The organism is Galbibacter marinus, assembly GCF_000300875.1.
Classification (GTDB): Bacteria; Bacteroidota; Bacteroidia; order Flavobacteriales; family Flavobacteriaceae; genus Galbibacter; species Galbibacter marinus.
This window is the reverse complement of the sequence record NZ_AMSG01000006.1, coordinates 105,885-126,388: the sequence shown is the minus strand read 5'-3', so window position 1 is coordinate 126,388 and position 20,504 is coordinate 105,885. Positions and strand designations below refer to the sequence as shown.

The 20,504-nt window shown below is 36.1% G+C and carries 18 protein-coding genes and 1 other RNA gene; 10 read left to right on the top strand and 9 right to left on the bottom strand.

The window, feature by feature from the left end:
* Positions 1 to 29: 29 nt before the first annotated feature.
* Positions 30 to 242, top strand: coding sequence for a hypothetical protein (locus I215_RS06755; RefSeq protein WP_156800219.1), 213 nt, complete (start codon positions 30 to 32; stop codon positions 240 to 242).
* Positions 243 to 284: 42 nt separating this feature from the next.
* Here the strand turns inward: I215_RS06755 and I215_RS06750 are convergent, their stop codons facing one another.
* From I215_RS06750 to I215_RS06730, 6 genes are all read right to left on the bottom strand, one after another.
* Positions 285 to 4,460, bottom strand: a complete 4,176-nt coding sequence (locus I215_RS06750; protein ID WP_008991217.1) for a hybrid sensor histidine kinase/response regulator transcription factor — start codon at positions 4,458 to 4,460, stop codon at positions 285 to 287.
* A 130-nt stretch (positions 4,461 to 4,590) separates the two neighbouring features.
* Positions 4,591 to 5,766 carry a lactonase family protein gene (locus I215_RS06745; RefSeq protein WP_040459943.1) on the bottom strand — a complete coding sequence of 392 codons (1,176 nt, stop codon included), beginning with the start codon at positions 5,764 to 5,766 and terminating at the stop codon, positions 4,591 to 4,593.
* Between the two features lie 281 nt (positions 5,767 to 6,047).
* A complete protein-coding gene (gene rny, locus I215_RS06740; protein WP_008991215.1) occupies positions 6,048 to 7,613 on the bottom strand; it encodes a ribonuclease Y in 1,566 nt (521 codons plus the stop codon).
* A 50-nt stretch (positions 7,614 to 7,663) separates the two neighbouring features.
* Positions 7,664 to 7,794, bottom strand: a non-coding RNA gene (gene ssrS, locus I215_RS15870) — 6S RNA.
* A gap of 67 nt (positions 7,795 to 7,861) precedes the next feature.
* The gene (locus I215_RS06735) at positions 7,862 to 8,149 is read right to left on the bottom strand and encodes a cell division protein ZapA (protein ID WP_008991214.1); all 288 of its coding nucleotides are present in this window, start codon (positions 8,147 to 8,149) and stop codon (positions 7,862 to 7,864) included.
* Between the two features lie 16 nt (positions 8,150 to 8,165).
* Positions 8,166 to 8,456, bottom strand: coding sequence for a hypothetical protein (locus I215_RS06730; protein WP_008991213.1), 291 nt, complete (start codon positions 8,454 to 8,456; stop codon positions 8,166 to 8,168).
* Positions 8,457 to 8,628: 172 nt separating this feature from the next.
* Between I215_RS06730 and I215_RS06725 the strand changes: the two genes are divergently transcribed.
* Together I215_RS06725 and I215_RS06720 are read left to right on the top strand one after the other, a co-directional pair.
* Positions 8,629 to 10,314: a M23 family metallopeptidase gene (locus I215_RS06725; RefSeq protein ID WP_008991212.1), complete on the top strand. Its 1,686-nt coding sequence runs from the start codon at positions 8,629 to 8,631 to the stop codon at positions 10,312 to 10,314.
* Between the two features lie 301 nt (positions 10,315 to 10,615).
* Complete coding sequence (locus tag I215_RS06720) at positions 10,616 to 11,248, top strand: hypothetical protein (RefSeq protein WP_008991211.1); 633 nt, start codon at positions 10,616 to 10,618, stop codon at positions 11,246 to 11,248.
* Positions 11,249 to 11,254: 6 nt separating this feature from the next.
* Here the strand turns inward: I215_RS06720 and I215_RS06715 are convergent, their stop codons facing one another.
* Positions 11,255 to 12,211, bottom strand: a complete 957-nt coding sequence (locus I215_RS06715; protein WP_008991210.1) for a PhoH family protein — start codon at positions 12,209 to 12,211, stop codon at positions 11,255 to 11,257.
* Positions 12,212 to 12,401: 190 nt separating this feature from the next.
* Here I215_RS06715 and I215_RS06710 point away from each other — a divergent pair, with 190 nt between their 5' ends.
* The 4 genes from I215_RS06710 (at position 12,402) to dnaN (ending at position 16,876) form a co-directional block, all read left to right on the top strand.
* Complete coding sequence (locus tag I215_RS06710; RefSeq protein ID WP_008991209.1) at positions 12,402 to 13,229, top strand: SAM hydrolase/SAM-dependent halogenase family protein; 828 nt, start codon at positions 12,402 to 12,404, stop codon at positions 13,227 to 13,229.
* Between the two features lie 78 nt (positions 13,230 to 13,307).
* Positions 13,308 to 14,024, top strand: a complete 717-nt coding sequence (gldF, locus tag I215_RS06705; RefSeq protein ID WP_008991208.1) for a gliding motility-associated ABC transporter permease subunit GldF — start codon at positions 13,308 to 13,310, stop codon at positions 14,022 to 14,024.
* Positions 14,021 to 15,685, top strand: coding sequence for a gliding motility-associated ABC transporter substrate-binding protein GldG (gene gldG / locus I215_RS06700; RefSeq protein WP_008991207.1), 1,665 nt, complete (start codon positions 14,021 to 14,023; stop codon positions 15,683 to 15,685). Before gldF ends, gldG begins: the two co-directional genes overlap by 4 nt.
* Positions 15,686 to 15,757: 72 nt before the next feature.
* Positions 15,758 to 16,876 carry a DNA polymerase III subunit beta gene (gene dnaN, locus I215_RS06695; protein ID WP_008991206.1) on the top strand — a complete coding sequence of 373 codons (1,119 nt, stop codon included), beginning with the start codon at positions 15,758 to 15,760 and terminating at the stop codon, positions 16,874 to 16,876.
* 159 nt (positions 16,877 to 17,035) lie between these two features.
* Here dnaN and I215_RS06690 read toward each other — a convergent pair whose 3' ends face one another.
* Entirely contained in the window at positions 17,036 to 17,377 is a 342-nt protein-coding gene (locus I215_RS06690; RefSeq protein WP_008991205.1) for a DUF4870 domain-containing protein, read from the bottom strand.
* A 205-nt stretch (positions 17,378 to 17,582) separates the two neighbouring features.
* The gene (locus tag I215_RS06685; protein ID WP_008991204.1) at positions 17,583 to 18,080 is read right to left on the bottom strand and encodes a Dps family protein; all 498 of its coding nucleotides are present in this window, start codon (positions 18,078 to 18,080) and stop codon (positions 17,583 to 17,585) included.
* 163 nt (positions 18,081 to 18,243) lie between these two features.
* On the opposite strand from I215_RS06685, the gene mnmE reads away from it, so the two are divergent.
* From mnmE to I215_RS06670, 3 genes are all read left to right on the top strand, one after another.
* Complete coding sequence (gene mnmE / locus I215_RS06680) at positions 18,244 to 19,668, top strand: tRNA uridine-5-carboxymethylaminomethyl(34) synthesis GTPase MnmE (RefSeq protein WP_008991203.1); 1,425 nt, start codon at positions 18,244 to 18,246, stop codon at positions 19,666 to 19,668.
* Between the two features lie 245 nt (positions 19,669 to 19,913).
* On the top strand, positions 19,914 to 20,300 hold the full coding sequence (locus tag I215_RS16645) for a helix-turn-helix transcriptional regulator (protein ID WP_008991202.1): 387 nt from the start codon (positions 19,914 to 19,916) through the stop codon (positions 20,298 to 20,300).
* Positions 20,287 to 20,481: a helix-turn-helix transcriptional regulator gene (locus tag I215_RS06670; RefSeq protein WP_008991201.1), complete on the top strand. Its 195-nt coding sequence runs from the start codon at positions 20,287 to 20,289 to the stop codon at positions 20,479 to 20,481. Before I215_RS16645 ends, I215_RS06670 begins: the two co-directional genes overlap by 14 nt.
* Positions 20,482 to 20,504: the final 23 nt, after the last annotated feature.

The window sequence follows — 20,504 nt, the reverse complement described above, 5'->3', positions numbered from 1 at the left end:
TTGTATTTTTACCAAAATCATTCATGGTTATGACCATTGATCAGTTTAGATATAAAGTAAAGCATATTGAGCAGACGAACCCTGCTCCTAAAGGAGGGGGTTATGATAAAAAATTGAGATATTACTCAAAGCTATGTTTTGAATGGGTTCAGGAAATCCCATATGACCCAGATGGAAAAACTGCAATCAAGGAGCTACGCGCACTGACAGAAAAGTCACTTTCTAAAATTACATCAAAGTAGATACTTGCAAAGCATCGAAGTAAAGGATGGAAGAAAAATAAATTATTCTGAATCCAAAGGCGAATCCACAATTTCTTCCTCCAAAAGTTGCGTCGGGACAATGCCAAATTGTGCTTTAAAACATTTGGTAAAATAGGAAGATGAAGAAAAACCTACCGCATACGATACCTCGCTAATTGTCACTTTACCCGAACTTAGCATTGCTTTAGCTTTATGCAATCGTATATTTCTAATAAACTCATTTGCTGTTTGATTGGTAAGCGCCTTTATTTTGCGATACACCTGACTCCTACTTAAATTTAAATGAGAAGCCAAGGATTCAACGCCAATATTCGGATCTTCTATGTTAGTTGTTATATAATCTAATGCCTTTTGAATGAACTCCTTATCTAAAGATGTTGTATTGGAGTTTTCTCCTATATCACTTATGGCACTAAAATATTTATTAAAAATCAACTGTCTACTACTGATAAGCTGTGATAATCTCAGTTTTAATAAACGTATGTCAAATGGTTTCACCATATAGGCATCGGCTCCAATCTCGATACCTTCTATCCGATCCTCAATTTTCGCTTTGGCTGTTAGCATCAATACAGGAATATGGCTAGTTCTCATATCTGTTTTAATTTCTTTACAGAAATCAAAACCATTCATCTTTGGCATAACCACGTCGGTTATTATCACATCAGGTAAGATATCCTTTGCAATTTTTATTCCTTCTGCTCCATTATTAGCCACTAATACTTTGTATTGAGCTTTAAAGGCTTGTTCCAAATATTCCCTAAGCTCAACATTATCCTCAACTAGCAATAAGGTATAGGTACCTGATTCCACCTTTATATCTTGGTTTTGCTTAAACTCGTGTTCAACAGCAGGCATTTTTAGGGCAACCGATTGGATTTCCTCATGGCTGTTTTCTGAAGAATTGCTAAGTTCTGAAGCTGATAAATGATTTTTCCCTAACGGTAATATAATTTTAAAAGAAGTTCCTTTCCCGAGTTGGCTTTCCACTTCTATTTTACCCTTATGTAATTCTACAAAGCTCTTTACGACCTCAAGTCCAATCCCAGTGCCACCATAATAACTGTGGTTTAGATTCTCAACTTGATAAAACCGCTCAAACATATGTGCCATTTGCTCCTTCTCTAACCCAATTCCAGTATCAGATATTACAATTTCAACAGCGGGGCTTTCAAACTCCACACCTACCAATGGGAAAGATATCATCTGTTCATTGGAGCATACCCATACATTTATTGCACCACCTTGCGGTGTTGCTTTAAATGCATTTGAAATAACATTAAACAGCACCTTTTCCAATAGATTATCATCGCCCCACATTTTTATAAGATCTTCGTCCTTATCAAAGGAAAGATCAATATTCTTATCTAAAGCCTCCTCCTTATAATGACCTATAACATATTCAATAAGGTGAACCATGTTTAGTTCTTTAGCATGGAGTCTAACCTTATTAAGCTCTAATTTTCTAAAATCAAGCAATTCATTCACTAGACGGTGTAAACGTTCGGTGTTTTTGTGAATAATACCATGTTTTTCCCGCAGTCGAGGCGGTAGATTTAGATTGTCATTTTGTAATATATCCTGAATCGGATTCATAATGAGCGTCAGTGGCGTTCTAAACTCATGAGAAATGTTTGTAAAAAACTGAAATTTCTTTTCATTGAGCTGCTGCTCTTGGATACGCTTATCTTCTTCATACTTTTCAAGTTGCTTCTTCCGGATCCTTTTTTGGGTCATTTTATTTAAAACCAACACACTACCTAGGAGCAAAACCAAATAACCAGCTAACGCCCAATTTGTTTTCCACCAAGGTGGGAGTACCTCGATATAAAATTTTAAAGGTTCTCTATTCCAGTGCCCATCATTATTAGAAGATTTAAGCATAAAAACATAACGTCCAGGATCGAGATTGGTATAGGTAGCACTTCTTACATTACCGACATAATTCCAAGTATTTTCATAACCTGACAGATAATAAGCATATTCATTTTTCTCTGGTCTGGTATAATTAATACCTGAGTACTCAAGAGTGAAAACGGACTGCTCACTAGTGAAGGTTATACTATCGGTTTGTGCAATAACCTTCGATAGTGGGGAGTTTTGATGAGTTGGCAACACCTTTTTGTTAAATATCTTAAGATCAGAAAGGTAAAGCAAGGTCTCTTGCTGATTGAATTTAATTGTATTAGGGTTAAAGAAATCCATACCCTCATAACCACCAAAGTAGAGGTTTCCCTGACCATCATCGAATACCGCATTCATATTATAATCATTGGATAAAAGTCCATCACTTTGATCAAAATTTGAAAACTCTCCAGTTTCAGGGTCAAGTTTTACGATCCCTGAATTTCCAGCGGCCCAAATGTGATTTTGATCACTTTCGATGATGCTACACACATTCTCCAGATGAAATCCAGTAAGTTTATTAAACCAAGTAATGGCATCCGATTTGGAATCATAAACAGCCATTCCAGCACCCTTGGTGCCAATCCATATTTTGCCATCTTCACTCTCGTGTAGAGACAAAATATGATTTGCAGTAGTGACATTGTTGTATTGCTTGGCTAATGCATCAAACTTGGATTCGATCTCAAAATCACCTGAAGGTAGCCTTTTGACCCTGTACAATCCATAGGTAGTACCCAACCAAATCTGATCTTGACTATCTACAAGCACTTTCCAAACATCTAAACCCTGAATACCATGTTCTAGAAAAGGTGCTGAATCATGATTTATAAAGGTCTTATTTTTAGAATCATAGGAGTGTAACCCGTTATGAAAACTTCCAAACCACATTGTTCCTTCACTATCTTCAGCTATACTTACGATGGTATTTGACATCAACCCACCGCTGGTGTTTTCTACGGTATAATTTATAAAATGCTTTGTTCCTTTTTTCAAAAAATACAATCCATGATCCCAACTCCCAGCCCATACATTACCTTTACTATCAATGTAAACTGACAAAATATAATCATCGTCAAGACCACTGTAGTGTCCTTGATCTTCCTTATTAATATGCGTATAGGTTCCCGTTTTTTTATTAATAATATCGATTCCACCCCCATCCATGGCTACCCATAAATTACCTTCTTGATCCTGATCAATGGAAGCCACTGAAGCGGCATGTAAAGAATTGGTATTATTATAGAGGCTCTCGTATCCCTTGAATTTATCATAAACCTCATCATAAATAGCTACACCCTTATTGTAATAGCCTAACCATATTTTCATATCACGATCATAATGGAGTGACCAAATAGAATTAGACAACAAGCTCTTTTCATCTTTATTAGAGGTCACGTAATGATGAAGTACTTCACCTTTCTCATTTAAGTGGTATAACCCATCATTTTCAGTACCACACAGAATTTCCCCACGACCTATCAGCTCTAAGGCAAAAAAAGGATAATTTGACACCCCTAAACCTTGTACTTTCCTAATTTCAGAATTATCAACATAACTAATTTTAAACATCCCAGCAGTAGAGGTTCCGGTCCAAATATTATCCTTAACATCTATTTCTAGGGTTTGGGTTGCATAATTTATCCTTTCACCCTCAGCAAAAACAGCATACTCCAACTCATTCTTATCAGGATTATAAAACAGCAATCCTTGATTTGTAGCAGCATACATCTGACCTTTGCTGTCAATTTGCAATACATAAACGGTCAATGGGGTTTGCTGATCACCCTGGAATCTCACTTTAGAAGCTTTAAAAGTACTAGGATCCATCTTATACATCCCTCTTCCAAAAGTTCCGATGAATAAGTTTCCCTGTACGCCTTCTATTATGGTTCGAACAGACAAATTATCAGTTGGGCCATCACCAAAAGTAGTATTAGAAATCCTGTGAAACAGATCTTTATTTCGGTCATAGAGATTCAACCCTTGCTCGGTTCCAACCCAAAGCCTGTGTTTACTGTCCAAATAGGTTGAAAACACCATGCTACTATTTAAAGAAGTAGAATCATTTAATCGATGCCTGTATGAATTGTATTCCAGACCATCATAACGATAAAGACCAGCTCCGTTTGTAGCGAGCCACATAAATCCATAATCATCTTGGTTAATGGAATACACCCCTACCTTTGGCAAATCTTCCATGATGCTGACAAATTGAATTTTATCATCTGAATTTTGGGCAGGAAGTTGCCAGAAGAGTAGTAACCAAAACAGGATCTTCAATACTTTCATTATGGAAATAGCTGGGATTAGAGGTTTAGCATAGTATCCAAAAATAAAACAATATTTAAACTTTACAATTTTTTTAACTTAAAACTCCACAACATGCTTATTTTATCTACCGTATTACACCAACACCAATTTAAAATAGTAAACATACTGGGTTCGGAGCTTGAATTTCATCTACAAACTCCAAAAGACCGGTATCTGAATCTCTTTTAAAGCTGATGATATTGTTGCTGTGCTGGTTAGCAACTAATAAGAAAGACCCATCTGGTGATAGACTAAAATTTCTAGGGCCATCACCCCTTACGGGTTCATGTCCCACAACAATTAATTCCCCATGATCTCTAATTTCATATATAACAATTGAATTATGCCCTCTATTGGAGGCATAAAGGAATCTACCATCATTGCTTATATGGATATCGGCGCCGGTATTCTCTTTATTAAAGTCATTGGGCAACATGGAGGTGCTTTTAGCCTTTACAAACCCATCAGGTTCATCATGAGTAATTAGTGTGACTGTACTACTTAATTCATTGAGCACATAGATCCACTTTTTATTCGGATGAATGGCCAAATGTCGTGGTCCATCTCCAGGATTTAATCCAAGTGTTTCAGGAGATTTAGTCTGTAGTGTATTGGACGAGGAATCAATACTCGAGAACCACAATTGATTAGTCCCTAAATCCACTGCAACTACATCCATCTGTGAGGGATAAAACCAAACCGAGTGAGCATGCGGAGCATCCTGGCGCTTGTGCGATCCCTTACCTGTGTGTTGTTGAGTATCCAAAACCTCAGACAAATTTCCATTGTCATTTAACTTTAATAGTCCTGTATTTCCACTTGAGTAATTAGCCGTAATAACATAATTCAAATCATTAACTGCTATAAAACAAGGGTGAGCCCCCGCTGAGCTTTGCTGATTGATAAGAACAAGGCTATCTCCCTGAATTTTAAAAGAGGACACCATTCCAACTCCCTCTTCATTTTTTATTTCGTTTACGGCCAAAAGAAATTTTCGGTCCTTTGAAAAAGCTAAATAAGAGGGGTTGTCAGATTCGGCAACGAGTTTTAATTTTTCCAGCTCACCATCCGAATTTAGAGCATATGTATAAATTCCTTGACTTTCACCATCCGTATAGGTCCCTACATAAAACACAAGGTTATCAGTACCGCCAGAAACCTTCTTTAAGGCTCCCTTATCAGATACATTTTGTGAACTTCCTTTTATTTCGGTTGTTTGACTCTTATTTTTCTCCTTACATGATCCTATGGAAAACACCATAATTATGACTATTAAATATTTCATCAATTGTTGTTTTGGTTAATGCGTGAGAAAGATACAATTTATGTATCATATGACGTTATAGCATCAAAGTGAAATTCTAAATTAAACCTACACCCTATTTAAAGATCATTTTAACTAAAAGAACAGTTTTTAGAGTATATACTAATTTATTTTAAGCCAATAAAGCCATCACCAATGTTATAAGCCAAAAAAAGGACGATCGTAATTGATGGTCCTTTTTGTGATTTGATCCCTCTATCCAATTCTAAGATTTATAGGAGTGTCTTTTATTTTAATGTAAATTATTTCGCAATATTCACCGCTCTAGTTTCTCGGATAACGGTAATTTTGACTTGACCAGGATAGGTCATATCCGTTTGGATTTTTTGAGAAATTTCGAAGGACAATTCTGATGCTTTATCATCACTAACTTTCTCACTCTCCACAATTACCCTAAGTTCTCTACCGGCCTGAATAGCATAGGCTTTTTTGACCCCGGTAAAGGCAAATGCAATCTCTTCAAGATCTTTAAGACGTTGAATATAAGAATCCAACACCTGGCGTCTTGCACCTGGTCTCGCTCCACTGATCGCATCACAAACCTGAACAATCGGCGCCAGTAATGTTTTCATTTCAATTTCATCATGGTGAGCCCCTATTGCATTACTCACCTCTGGTTTTTCACCATACTTTTCTGCCCATTCCATACCTAAAATAGCGTGAGGAGTTTCAATATCTGTCTCAGGAACTTTACCTATATCGTGTAAAAGACCTGCTCTTTTGGCTAATTTAGAATTAACTCCAAGTTCAGCGGCCATAACGCTACATAACTTTGCCACCTCTCTAGAGTGCTGAAGTAGGTTTTGACCATAGGAAGAACGGTATTTCATTCGACCCACTGCTTTGATCAATTCTGGATGTAATCCGTGAATTCCCAGATCGATTACTGTACGTTTTCCAACTTCAATAATTTCTTCTTCGATTTGTTTTCTGGTCTTCTTTACGACCTCTTCAATACGCGCTGGATGTATACGACCATCTGTAACCAACCTATGTAAAGACAATCGTGCAACCTCTCTTCGTACAGAATCAAAACAAGAAAGAATAATCGCCTCTGGTGTATCATCTACAATGATTTCAACACCTGTAGCAGATTCAAGAGCACGGATATTCCTACCCTCTCTACCTATAATACGTCCTTTCACGTCATCTGATTCTAAATTAAAAACAGAAACACAGTTGTCAATGGCCTCTTCAGTTCCAATACGCTGAATGGTATTGACAATTACCTTTTTCGCCTCTTGCTGAGCAGTAAGTTTAGCCTCTTCCATGGTATTTTGGATAAAGGTCATTGCATCACTTTTAGCTTCCCCTTTAAGAGATTCCACAAGTTGTGCTTTCGCTTCTTCAGCTGAAAGACCCGATATAACCTCTAGCTGCTCAATTTTACTTTTGTGAAGTTTATCCACTTCACTCTGTCTTTTCTCTAAAAAATCAAGTCTAAAATCGTAATCCTTACTCTTTGCTTCTAGTTCATTGCTCAATTTTTTATTCTTGGATAACTCATTTGACACCTGAGATTCTTTATCTCTAGTTCGTTTCTCAGCCTCAGCCATCTTTTTATCCTTTGCGACAATCACTTTTTCGTGTTCCGCCTTAAGTTCTAAGAACTTTTCTTTAGCCTGAAGGATTTTGTCCTTTTTAATACTTTCTCCTTCGCTCTTTGCATCTTTAACTACTTTCTGAGCCTCTTTATGCGCTCTAGAAAGCACTTTGCTAGCTTTCTTTTTCTCTAGAATCTTTGCAACAACAAAGCCAGCTATACCGCCTACTAATGCAACAATTATTGATATTGTAATATCGTCCATCTTTACGTTTATTTAAAAAAAAAGCCTACATCGGCATAAAAGTTTTGTACAAACTCCATTAGACAGGTTTAAGGCTACCAAACTGATCAAGGGTCCGCTATTCCTTTGGTCTGAAACTAATCAGAGGCGCGGCATGCTTTTACAATTTGAACTCACCTTTTTGAATTGATACTTGTTGAGTTTGTCAAAAAAATGCAACCAATGTAGGCAGTAACATTATTTTATTTAAAAGAACTTTCTAACTTTATTCACAAATGATTAGCTAAGAGCTCGTTGAGTTTAATTAAACGCTCTTTGGTCTGTTCATTTGTCATTTCTTTATCGATACTTTTTTGTTCTACTTGAGATGCAAACTGAAGCGCACACATGGCCAAAACATCTTGTTTATCTCGCACCGCATAACTCTTCTCAAATTGCTTGATCAATTGATCTATGGTTTTAGCTGCTTTCCTTAATCCCTCTTCTTGCTCGGGCATTATGGTCAAGGGATAAACCCTATCAGCAATAGATATTTTAATCTTTAGCGAATTTGCCATCTCGTTTGTTAAACAATCATTCGGATAGTTGAGTAATACACTCGTCCAATTCCCGAATTAAAGTATTTATTTTAAGCTTAGCTTCTGTTTTATTCTTATTACTGCCAATCATTGAATTAGCCAGTTTGAGCGATTCGTATTTATCTTTCCATTGTTCTACGGAAAGTTCCAAATTTTTATTGTTATGCTTCGATTTTGCCAATTCCTGTTTCAATTGTTGATTAATATCTTGCTGAAGCTTTAAGTTTTCAAGCAGCTTACTAATCTTATCTTCCAGTGAATCAACAATTTCAATCATGTCGCTCATACAGGCACTGTTCAATATATATCTTTACAAAGTTAAGACTCCTTTATATACCTCACAATAGTTTATAAAAATTTCTTTACGCTAGACTAATATAGTGAAATTTGCGTTGATCAGAAGAGAATTTTTCGATTTTGTGTTCAATTCATTAGATTTGCCAAATAATTTTTGATTCATGCGTACCCTGATTTTGTGTAGTTTCTTATTCACTCAAATCCTATTCTCCCAACAACCTTTTCCAAAGGATTATTTTCAGTCTCCTCTAGGGGTTCCCATTGTTTTATCTGGGAGTTTTGGTGAACTGAGATCCAATCATTTCCACTCTGGTTTGGACATAAAAACCCAACAAAGAGAAGGCTTAGATGTATTTGCAGCTGCACAGGGCTATGTATCTAGAATTAAAATACAGCATTATGGTTATGGTAAAGCAATTTATCTGACACATCCCAATGGATACACTACCGTATATGCACATTTACAAAGCTTTGGCCCAAAACTACAAGAGTACGTCAAAAAAAAGCAGTATGAAAAACAGTCCTATGAGATTGAACTCTTCCCTAAACCAGGTGAACTTTCTGTTGCCAAAGGTGAACTTATCGCCTATAGTGGAAATACTGGTGGAAGCGGAGGCCCACACTTGCACTATGAGATCCGAAATGCTAAGTCGGAACCTATTAACCCCTTGCTTTTTGGTTACCATGTGAAAGACACGAGAGCTCCGCGGATACTTGGCGTATATGGTTATGCTTTGGGAGGTGGGTCCGTAATTAACAATACCAACAATCGCATTGAACTTCGTCTAACTAAAAAAGATAACAATACTTTCATTGCTGACAAGATCTATGTTCAAGGAACAATAGGTCTAGGTGTCGAGACCTATGACCAGTTTGATATGGCGTATAATAAAAATGGTGCCTATAAGGTATGCACCAAAGTAGATGGAGTCCCTAACTTTGAATTTAATTTTACGAGTTTTTCTTTTGCAGAAAGCAGGTATATCAACACCTTGATCGACTACCCGACCTACATAAATAAACGTAAAAGAATACAAAAATGCTACATTGAGCCATATAACAGATTAAGTATATACAGCAAAAAAGACAACAATGGCATGATCACTGTCGAACCAGGTCAAAACTACACTATTAGCCTTGAGGTGTCAGATTTGGCTGGAAACGTCAGTGTAGTTGAAATACCCGTGGAGGGGAAAAAGCAAGAACTACTAAGAGCTAAGGAGAATTTCAGATCAGAAAACTATCTTATTTCCAAACGTGATAATATATTTAAGGTTGGAAAAGCCACGGTGTATTTTCCAGAAGACTCATTTTACTATGACTTCTTCCTAGATCTTCAACAAAATGGCGACACCATTAAAGTACACAACCATGATATCCCCATGCGAAAAAACTACACTTTGAGTATTGATCTAGACTCCGTTAATAAAAGGGATATAGACAAGTATTTTATTGCTCATGCCAGTGACAATGGCTACCTTTCCTATCAAAACACCTATCGGAAATCAAGCGTTCTGAGCACTCGCACTCGTGCCCTTGGTAATTTCGTAGTAGCTAAGGATACCATCGGTCCTAAAATACGTCCTTCTAACTTTCAGGACGGACAATGGCTCTCTAATTTTAAAACTTTAAAACTCATTATAACAGATGATTTAAGTGGCATTAATTCATATAGAGCTAAAATCAACAACCAATGGGTACTTATGGAATACGAATACAAAAAAAACAGCCTAACCTATGATTTAAGTGACATCGAATTTAAAGATGCCACACACCTTTTAGAGGTGGTTGTAACTGACAACGTAGGTAACAGCACCACCTATAAGGCAGTTTTCCATCAGAAGTAGCCTAAAAAGCACTACTAATCACTCAGATTAATCAACTATCTGCCGTAACGATCCCTGGGATAAAACACCTAGGCTTTAGCTTTGTTTCTTTACATTCTAAAGGAAAAGTTAAAAGTTCAAAATACTTGAATTATTGCTGAGAAAACAAGGCCGAATTGTAGAATTTCTATACTTTTGAACTTCTAAAAATAAGAACGACTAACTATTGGTAACCGATCACTGCAACAAACCCTATTTTAAGTGATCACAGACTACATAAAACCTTGTTAAAATTTAAAAGCAAGATTAATGCGCTAATAACATGAAGCAAACACTTTTCTTACTTGCCACAATTCTAGTATGCGTAAGCGGATTCGGACAAAAATTAATTTATCAAAGTGAACATTTTGAAGAGCTGAGCAAGGACCATAAAACAGTTGCCATCTTACCTTTTAAAGCTCGATTAGAGTTAGAGAATAAAAGCCTTACACCTCAGCAGTTAGAGTCACTCCAAGAAAAAGAAGGGTATGAGGTTCAAAATGCGCTCGAATCCTATTTTTTAAAACTTCATAAACGCAAAGATTACCGCGTCTCGTTTCAAGACATTAAAAATACCAATGCCATATTGGCCAAAAATGATATTTCGGAAAAAAATATTGACATCCACACCTCCCAGGAACTCTGCAAGATCCTAAATGTAGATGCTGTGATTTCAGGTGACTTAACCCTTAAAGCTCTTATTTCAGAAGGAGTATCTACAGATTTTGATTTTATATCCTTCATCTCTGGAACTTCCGACTATGGGCGGATTGCGATCAAGCTAAGCGATGGTGATACAGGTAAACTCTTGTGGAAATATGAAAAGGTAATCAATCGGAAATCGGGTAAAAACACCTATGACATCATAGAGGCTATGATGCGGAAATCAACCCGTAAATTCCCCTATGATAAGTAAGCCTACCTAGGAATTACTGTGCTCTATCTTTTTATAAGAAGATATAATTTCCTTGACCAAACGGTGGCGAATTACATCTTTATCATCAAGATACAGTATTCCAATCCCTTTTACATCCTTTAAAATCAGAATAGCTTCCTTCAATCCAGAGGTAATACGACGTGGTAGGTCAATTTGACCTGGATCACCAGTGATCATGAACTTTGCGTTCTTACCCATTCTGGTTAAAAACATTTTCATTTGGGCATGAGAGGTGTTTTGAGCCTCATCCAAGATTACAAAGGCGTTATCTAAAGTTCGTCCTCTCATAAAGGCCATCGGAGCGATTTGAATTATTCCAGTTTCAATATAATTTTGAAGTTTTTCTGGGGAAATCATATCTCTTAGCGCATCATATAGCGGCTGCATGTATGGATCGAGTTTTTCTTTTAAATCACCTGGTAAAAATCCTAGATTTTCTCCTGCCTCCACTGCCGGACGTGTAAGTATGATACGACGAACTTGTTTTTCTTTAAGCGCTTTTACAGCCAGTGCCACCCCTGTATAGGTCTTTCCAGTACCCGCAGGTCCAATAGCAAAAACCATATCGTTCTTTTTCATCAGATCAACTAACTTTTGCTGATTGACTGTCTGAGCCTTTATTAAACGACCATTAACACCGTGAACTAACACCTCTCCATTTGCAGCCACATCTAGGTATTCCTGCCCATTGTCGCTTATTAGAATTCGTTCAATGATATTTTCATCCAATTTATTGTACTTCCCAAAGTGGGTAACAAGCATATCTAAACGCTTGTCAAATTCCTCTAAATGATCTTGATCGCCGTAGACCTTTAATTTATTCCCTCTTGCTACTATTTTTAGTTTTGGAAAATATTTCTTTAATAAATCAATATTAGCGTTCCCAGCCCCAAAGAATTCTTTAGGGTTAATCTCTGTAAGTTCAATAATGAGTTCGTTCAAAAGCTTTAATTTATGTGAATATTTCTTTAACGGATCTTAACACAAAAAGTATGTTTTAAAATGGTTAATTCTGTTACTTTTTAGTAGGTTTGTGTTTGGTTTTAACGCAATCTCCAAAAACCAGATTGGCATATAACAAACTTAAGTAAAAAATTCGCTCTTAAATTAAAAAAACAACAACAATTCGCAAATGGCAATATTAACATTAACTACAGATTTTGGGGTCAGAGATCACTTTGTAGGTGCCATTAAGGGGTATATCCTAAGCGAAATAGAGCATGCAAACATTGTGGACATATCGCACAATGTGAGTCCATTCAACATATTGGAGGCCTCTTATATACTAAAAAACGCCTATAAAACATTCCCAAAAGGGAGCATACACATCATCGGAGTCGATTCTGAACTCACACCAGTTAACAAACACGTGGCCGCGCTGATTGACGATCATTACTTCATTGGGGCGGACAATGGTATTTTATCATTCTTGACCTCTGAAATAAAACCAGAGAAGTTGGTCGAGATCAACATCCATGATCGCATTGCGAGTGTATTCCCTGTTCTGGATGTATTTATAAATGTTGCTGCCCACATTACAAGAGGCGGAACTCTAGATGTCATAGGAAAGCCATTGGAACAACTCAAAACCTTAAAAGACCTAGAACCCACTATAAATCACCAAGAGAATCAAATAACAGGTAATGTGATTTACATAGACAATTACGGAAATGTGGTGACTAATATTCCAAGAAAATTATTTGAGAAACATCGTAGAGGAAGAAATTTTGAATTGTGGGCTCGGAATCATAGATTCACCAATATTCATTCAAAGTATAGTGATATTATAAATTTCAGCTCTGATGTACAGATCAACAAGGACGGGGAAAAACTGGCTATTTTCAATTCAGCAAATTTAATTGAAATTGCTATTTACAAAAGTAATCTAGACACCGTGGGAGGCGCCTCCAGTTTATTAGGATTAAACTATAGAGATGTAGTCACCTTAAAGTTCACTTAAAACAACTACACAAACCCATACGTTTATGGCAAATAGAACTAAATTGATCATTTTATCCAAAAACTGTAACATCCGCTAATGAAAGCAATCATAAACAGAGAAATTAGCAGCTTCTTCTGCTCACCTATTGGTTATTTAGTCATCGGTTTGTTCTTGTGTTTAAACGGTCTGTTCCTGTGGTTATTTAAGGGTGAATTCAACATACTCGAAGGTGGTTTTGCTGACTTATACCCCTTTTTTCAATTAGCCCCATGGGTATTATTATTACTAATTCCCGCAGTGACTATGAGTACCATTGCCCAGGAAAAAAGGTCAGGTACGTTAGAGCTTCTTCTCTCCCACCCTATTACAAAGAATCAAATTATACTTGGAAAATTTTTGGGTAGTTTTACCCTAATCATTCTCGCCTTACTTCCAACACTACTTTATGTGTATACCATTTGGACTTTAGCAAGTCCAAAAGGTTCCATCGATCTAGGTAGCATTATCGGCTCCTATTTTGGGCTATGTTTTTTAATAGGCGCCTATACCGCTATTGGAATTTTCACCTCTTCATTTACTGAGAATCAAATCACCGCTTTTATTTCTGCTATGCTTATTTGTTTTATTTGCTATTACGGCCTAGCAGAATTTTCAACTTTAAACGGACTTGAGTTTTTAGAAAGCTGGAGTTTAAAATACCACTATGACAGCATTAGTCGTGGGGTATTAGATCTGAGGGATCTTATATATTTTATCAGTATTACCAGCTTCTTTTTATTTTTGACCACCCTAAAATTGAACCATAAACTGTGAATAGAATTAAAAACATAGCAAAGAAAATACTGCTCCCAATTGTAGTGCTGATTGCGATCAATTTTATCGCTTCATTCTTCGTCTTGCGTTTAGATCTAACCAAAGACAAACGATACACACTCTCTGACCCCACAAAAGAGCTCCTTAAAAATGTTGAAAGACCAATTTTTATTGATGTTCTATTAGGTGGAAATCCTCCAGCAGAATTCAAGCGTCTTCAAACAGAGACTAGACAGTTGCTCGAAGAATTTAGCAGCGTGAATGACTATATCGTTTTCAGTATTGTGGATCCAATGGAAAGCGACGGAACCAAAGATCAAATCGCGCAATCACTAATGGAACTAGGACTAACTCCAGCTAGTGTAACCATAGAAGAAGGCAATAGCGTCTCAAGAGAGATGATCTTTCCTTGGGCAATGGTAAATTCTGGTAACAAAACAGTTAAAGCTTCGCTATTAAACAACAGCCTTGGATCTAATACAGAATCTCGCATAAACAATTCAGTACAACAGCTTGAACATACCTTAGCTGATGCTATTTACCAAGTGACCGTTACAGATAAAAAATCCATCGCAGTTATTAAGGGACAAGGGGAAATGGATGATAAATACATGGCTGATTTTTTACGAAATCTACAGAATTATTATCATCTAGCTGAATTCAACATGGATTCACTTCAGCAACAACCTCAAAGCACATTAGATAATCTAAAACGCTTCCACGCAGCCATAATTGCAAAACCCACAGAGGCATTTTCAGAAAATGAAAAAATGATCTTAGATCAGTATATCCTAAACGGGGGGAAAACCCTTTGGTTACTCGATCAGGTTACTGCTGATTTGGACAGTTTACAGAATGAAAACTTTAGATCCCTGGCCTTTCCGATGAATTTAAAGTTAGATGACATGCTTTTTAAATACGGGGTGCGCATCAATAAGGATCTCGTGCAAGATCTTATGTCAACGCCAGTAACTGTAACTGATGCCAATGGTGAGATTCCTTTAAATTGGTTTTATAGTCCAATGGTTTCCTCATTAAACAACCATCCTATAAACAAAAGTCTGAATGTTGTAAAACTAGAGTTTGCTAACAGCATAGATACACTTTCCAATGGCATCGAAAAAACTATATTACTCCAAAGTTCGGACCAATCAAGAGCGGTTGGGGTGCCAAGAAACTATAGCTTAGATGAATTCGACAGCCCACCTAACCTTTCAGAATTTAGCGAAGATCCTAAGATTTTGGGAGTACTTTTGGAAGGTCAATTTAATTCCGCATACAGCAATCGAGTAAAACCATTTACACCAGATGTTTTGGTCGAGAAAAATACAAATCCAAACAAGATGATTGTAATAAGTGATGGTGATATCATCAATTATACTTATGCCAATAATAAGCCTCTTGTCGGTGGAATTGATCCTTGGACTAAACAACTTTATGGCAATAGAAATTTTTTACTTAATTGCGTTAATTACCTTGTTCAAGATAATGGACTTATAAACATTCGTTCTAAAGAAATTTCGATCCCCTTACTTGACAAGCAAGAAACTTATAAACAAAAATCATGGTGGCAAGTAGTAAACATAGGCCTTCCCATAGTTATAATGCTCCTTTTCGGTTCTGTATTTTACTATATAAGACGCAAAAAGTATGGACATTAAATGTTAATAAGTTATTTTCCAAAAAAAAATCAATTCAGATATCTTTGTAAGTGATAGAAAACTATGCATTCGATGAAATTTATTATATCAAGTACGTATTTATTAAAACAACTTCAGGTTTTAGGCGGGGTAATCAATAGTAAAAATACCCTCCCAATCTTGGACAACTTTTTGTTTGAATTAGATAAAGATAAATTAACGGTTTCAGCATCCGATTTAGAAACTACAATGAGTGCTGTTCTAGAGGTTGAATCAGAATCGCAAGGGAATATCGCGGTACCTGCCCGACTTCTCTTGGAAACTTTAAAAACCTTTCCAGAGCAACCATTGACTTTTATCGTAGAAAACAACAACACCATCGAGATTAACTCGAATCATGGTAAATATGCATTAGCTTATGCTGATGGTGCTGAATTCCCCAACACTATAGAGTTAGAGGAAGCCAGCACTACAGTTATTTTAGGTGATATACTAGCTACTGCTATCAACAAAACTATATTTGCTTCAGGAAATGATGAACTAAGACCAGTGATGAATGGTGTCTTCTTTCAATTTTCCACTGAGAATTTAACTTTTGTTGCTACCGATGCTCATAAATTAGTTAAATATCAAAGGACAGATGTTACTGCTGATCAGGTTGCAGAGTTCATTATGCCTAAAAAACCATTGAATATTCTTAAAGGAATTTTAGAAGGTAGTGAAAGTGAGGTTAAAATTGAGTACAACGTGAGTAATGCTAAATTCACTTTTGACAACACTGAACTTATCTGTAGACTCATAGACGGCAAGTACCCTAATTATGAAGCAGTTATTCCAAAGGAAAATCCAAATAAGCTTACAATCAGCAGATCTCAATTTTATAGTACTGTTAGAAGGGTTTCCATATTCTCAAATAAAACGACTCATCAAATTCGATTAAAAATCGCAGGGGCAGAATTGAATATTTCAGCTGAAGATATTGATTACAGTAATAAAGCAGAAGAACGTTTGACCTGTGATTATCAAGGTGACGATATGGCCATTGGATTCAATTCCAAATTCTTAAATGAGATGCTAAGCAATTTGAATTCAGACAATGTCACTTTAGAGATGAGTGTCCCAAGTCGAGCAGGAATCTTATCTCCTATCGATGGATTGGACGAAGGTGAACACATCACTATGCTGGTTATGCCAGTGATGATAAACGATTAATTTAAAAGTACAAATCATATACCCCATACCTTGTAATGGGATTACCGAAATACCAAGTAATAAACCCCGTCTAAATTGTGTGTTAATTTAGAGCGGGGTTTTGTAATTATATAAAAGACTATTAACGAACTCTGAGGAAGGTTGTAAGCTTATAATTAATTAGCTTATAATTTGGAGACTGAACGGGTAATAAGGGGCTCTCCCGTTACTTGAATTAACCGCATTTACAATAGGAAGTACAAAAGACATAATTACAATTGCAAATAAGACTAATAACCCAAATCCAAAAAGAAAAATCAAAGGAACACTTATTAAGGCGTAAATGAATATACTGATTTGAAAATTTAAAATAGCCTTGCCATGCTCATCCATATCAATGACACTGTCCTTTTTTACAATCCATAAGATGAGTGGAAGTACAAAACCTCCAATCCCTGTAAAATAATGCAACAATTGACTAAGATGGGTAACTGCTAGAAGCTGATTATCTGTTCGTTTCATGATTTACTTTTTGATTGGTTTATATCTATAAGACGCTAAAACATTAAAAATGTTACAACGAATCTTATTTTTATAACCTGTGACCAAAAAAATAAAAACAGCTGGTAATGCCAGCTGTTTTTATAATATTAATACTTCATCCATCCTATTAGACCGAGGTAAAAATCCAATCTTATATAACACTAAAGTGTTTAACTGAATGTTTTTAGGATGTTGATTTAGCTACAGTTTGACCAGTCTTTGTGCGCCAAGCATCTAGCATCCAAGACGTTTTTTCCAATTCACGGATATACGCCCCTATCATATCAACAGTACCTTCATCTCCTCCTTCTTCAGCTGTACTGAGCACTTTACGCATTTGCTCTAATAATGGGCCGTGATCTTTTAAAAGGGTGTCAATCATTTGCCTGTCTTTAAGGTCAGAATCTGACTCCTTGATATTTGAAATATCGAGGTACTGCGACAGGTTACTTAAAGGCTGATTTCTCAAAGTTAATATACGTTCTGCTATCTCATCAATCTTAATCTTAGCATCATTGTATAACTCTTCAAATTTATTGTGAAGATCAAAGAAATTTTCACCGACAATATTCCAATGGAAATTTCTTAACTTCTGATAATACAAATGATAATCAGCAAGTAATACGTTTAGTTCAAAAACCGTTTTTTCAGTTTGAGATTTGTCTAATTTCAAATAATCCATATTCTTTCTCGTTTTAAATTACATGATTAATATACGTAAATTAAGATTCACAATCAACAGTTTAACAACAATTAACTATTGGTTAAACTAAAATAGATTCCTAAAAATTCACAGCTGGTAGTTGATGTATATATATTTGTATTTTTGTACAAAATTTCAAGAAATGAATACGCAAGATACCATCGCAGCACTAGCTACCCCCGCAGGTTCTGGTGCCATTGCAGTCATTAGACTCTCGGGAAAGCAAGCCATTGCTATAGCAGATCAACACTTTAGATCTGTTAGCAATAAAAAGCTGAGCGAGCAAAAATCTCATACTATTCACCTAGGTCATATCGTAGATGATAACAAGACTTATGATGAGACTTTGGTATCCTTGTTTAAGGCTCCTAACTCCTATACTGGAGAAAACGTAGTAGAAGTTTCTTGTCATGGATCACCGTACATCCAACAAGAACTTTTACAGCTATTCTTAAGAAATGGATGTAGGATGGCAAATGCGGGTGAATTCACCCTTAGAGCTTTCCTAAATGGGAAATTAGATCTAAGTCAAGCCGAAGCAGTAGCTGACCTTATCGCCTCAGAGAATGAAGCGAGTCATCAAATTGCGATGCAACAAATGAGAGGCGGATTTAGTAGCGAAATCAAAAAACTAAGGGAAGAACTTCTAAACTTCGCATCTTTAATTGAACTCGAACTCGACTTTGCAGAAGAGGATGTTGAATTTGCAGACAGAGGAGCATTCAATGAGCTTCTAGAGAGAATCCAACTCGTCCTCAAACGACTCATAGATTCCTTCGCAGTAGGTAATGTCATTAAAAACGGTATTCCAGTAGCACTTGTTGGGGAACCAAATGTAGGTAAATCCACTTTACTTAATACCTTGTTAAACGAAGAACGAGCTATTGTGAGTTCAATTGCTGGAACTACTAGAGATACTATTGAAGATGAAATTAGTATTGCAGGCATCGGGTTTAGGTTTATTGATACCGCTGGAATTAGAGATACTAAAGATGAAGTCGAGACCATTGGAATTAGAAAAACTTTTGAAAAAATAGAACAATCTCAAGTTGTTGTTTATATCATCGACAGCCTTAGAGTAAAGAAAGATAGAGCAAACGTTGAATCAATTAAAATTGAATTAAGGAAGCTAAGGAATAAGTTTCCGCAAAAGCCCCTTGTTATTATTGCTAATAAAAAAGATCAATTAGCCCAAGAAGAGCAACTTTTTATCCTTGATGAGATAAGTGATATCATTACGCAAAAAGACAAAACAAAAATTTTATTAATATCTGCAAAAACGAATTCAGGAGTCGAGGAACTTAAGGACATACTCCACGATTTTGTTAATACAGGAGCCTTAAGGAACAATGAAACTATTGTTACTAATTCAAGGCATTACGACTCGTTACTTAAGGCTTTAGAAGAAATTGACAAAGTTAAAGACGGAATGGCACACGGCATACCTAGTGATCTGTTGGCTATAGATATCAGACAGGCAATTCACCACTTTGGAGAAATTACAGGGCAAATCACATCAGATGACTTGCTTGGGAATATTTTCGCCAATTTTTGTATCGGCAAATAGACAGAACTTTTATTCGACACCAATTAACATCAAATAACTGTAAACCAATTTATTGACTACAAGTAAATTCTCATTATTTTCTTATAAAAGGATGTTTTTTGCCAATTTTTTACACCCTATTTACACCTTTTTTTATTAACTTCGAACGAGGTGTAAAAATTTACACCTCGATTGAACAATTTGGCACTTAATGGCACTTAATTAACTAATATCATCTAATAATACACTTAATATTGCCCATTTAAATGAGTTCAAATATTGAAATAAACCGTATTTGTGAATTTTGCCAAAAAGAATTTTTGGCCAGGACAACCGTTACCAGGTATTGCTCCCATTTGTGCAATAGCAGAGCATATAAAGCTAAAATCAAATCCGAAAAGATCAAGAAGTCCAATACCGAAACGGTCAGGGCAAAAACCCAAGCGTACAAGGAAAAAACGCAAGATATTGAGCTCATAAAAGCGAAAGAATTTTTAACTGTAAAGGATATAACTATCCTGATGAATTGCTCCAGGCAGACTGTTTACAAAATGATTAATTCGGGAAAATTAAAATCGGTGGATTTGAACATTAAAAAGTTTATTGTGAAGCGATCAACCATTGATAAATTGTTAACCAATGAGCAAGGCTGATTTAAAAGTATTAAATGAAAAAGAGGTCCTGACAGTGAAAGAAGTGGCCACCCTGTTGAATTGTTCAGTGAGATCCGTTTACCGTCATATTAATAACGGAACCATTAAAGCGGTGAATTTGGGTCATAGGTTAACAAGGGTTAAGCGTTCAGATATAGATGATTTATTTAAGGGACGATGAACGTTCCATTCAGTTTGAATAAA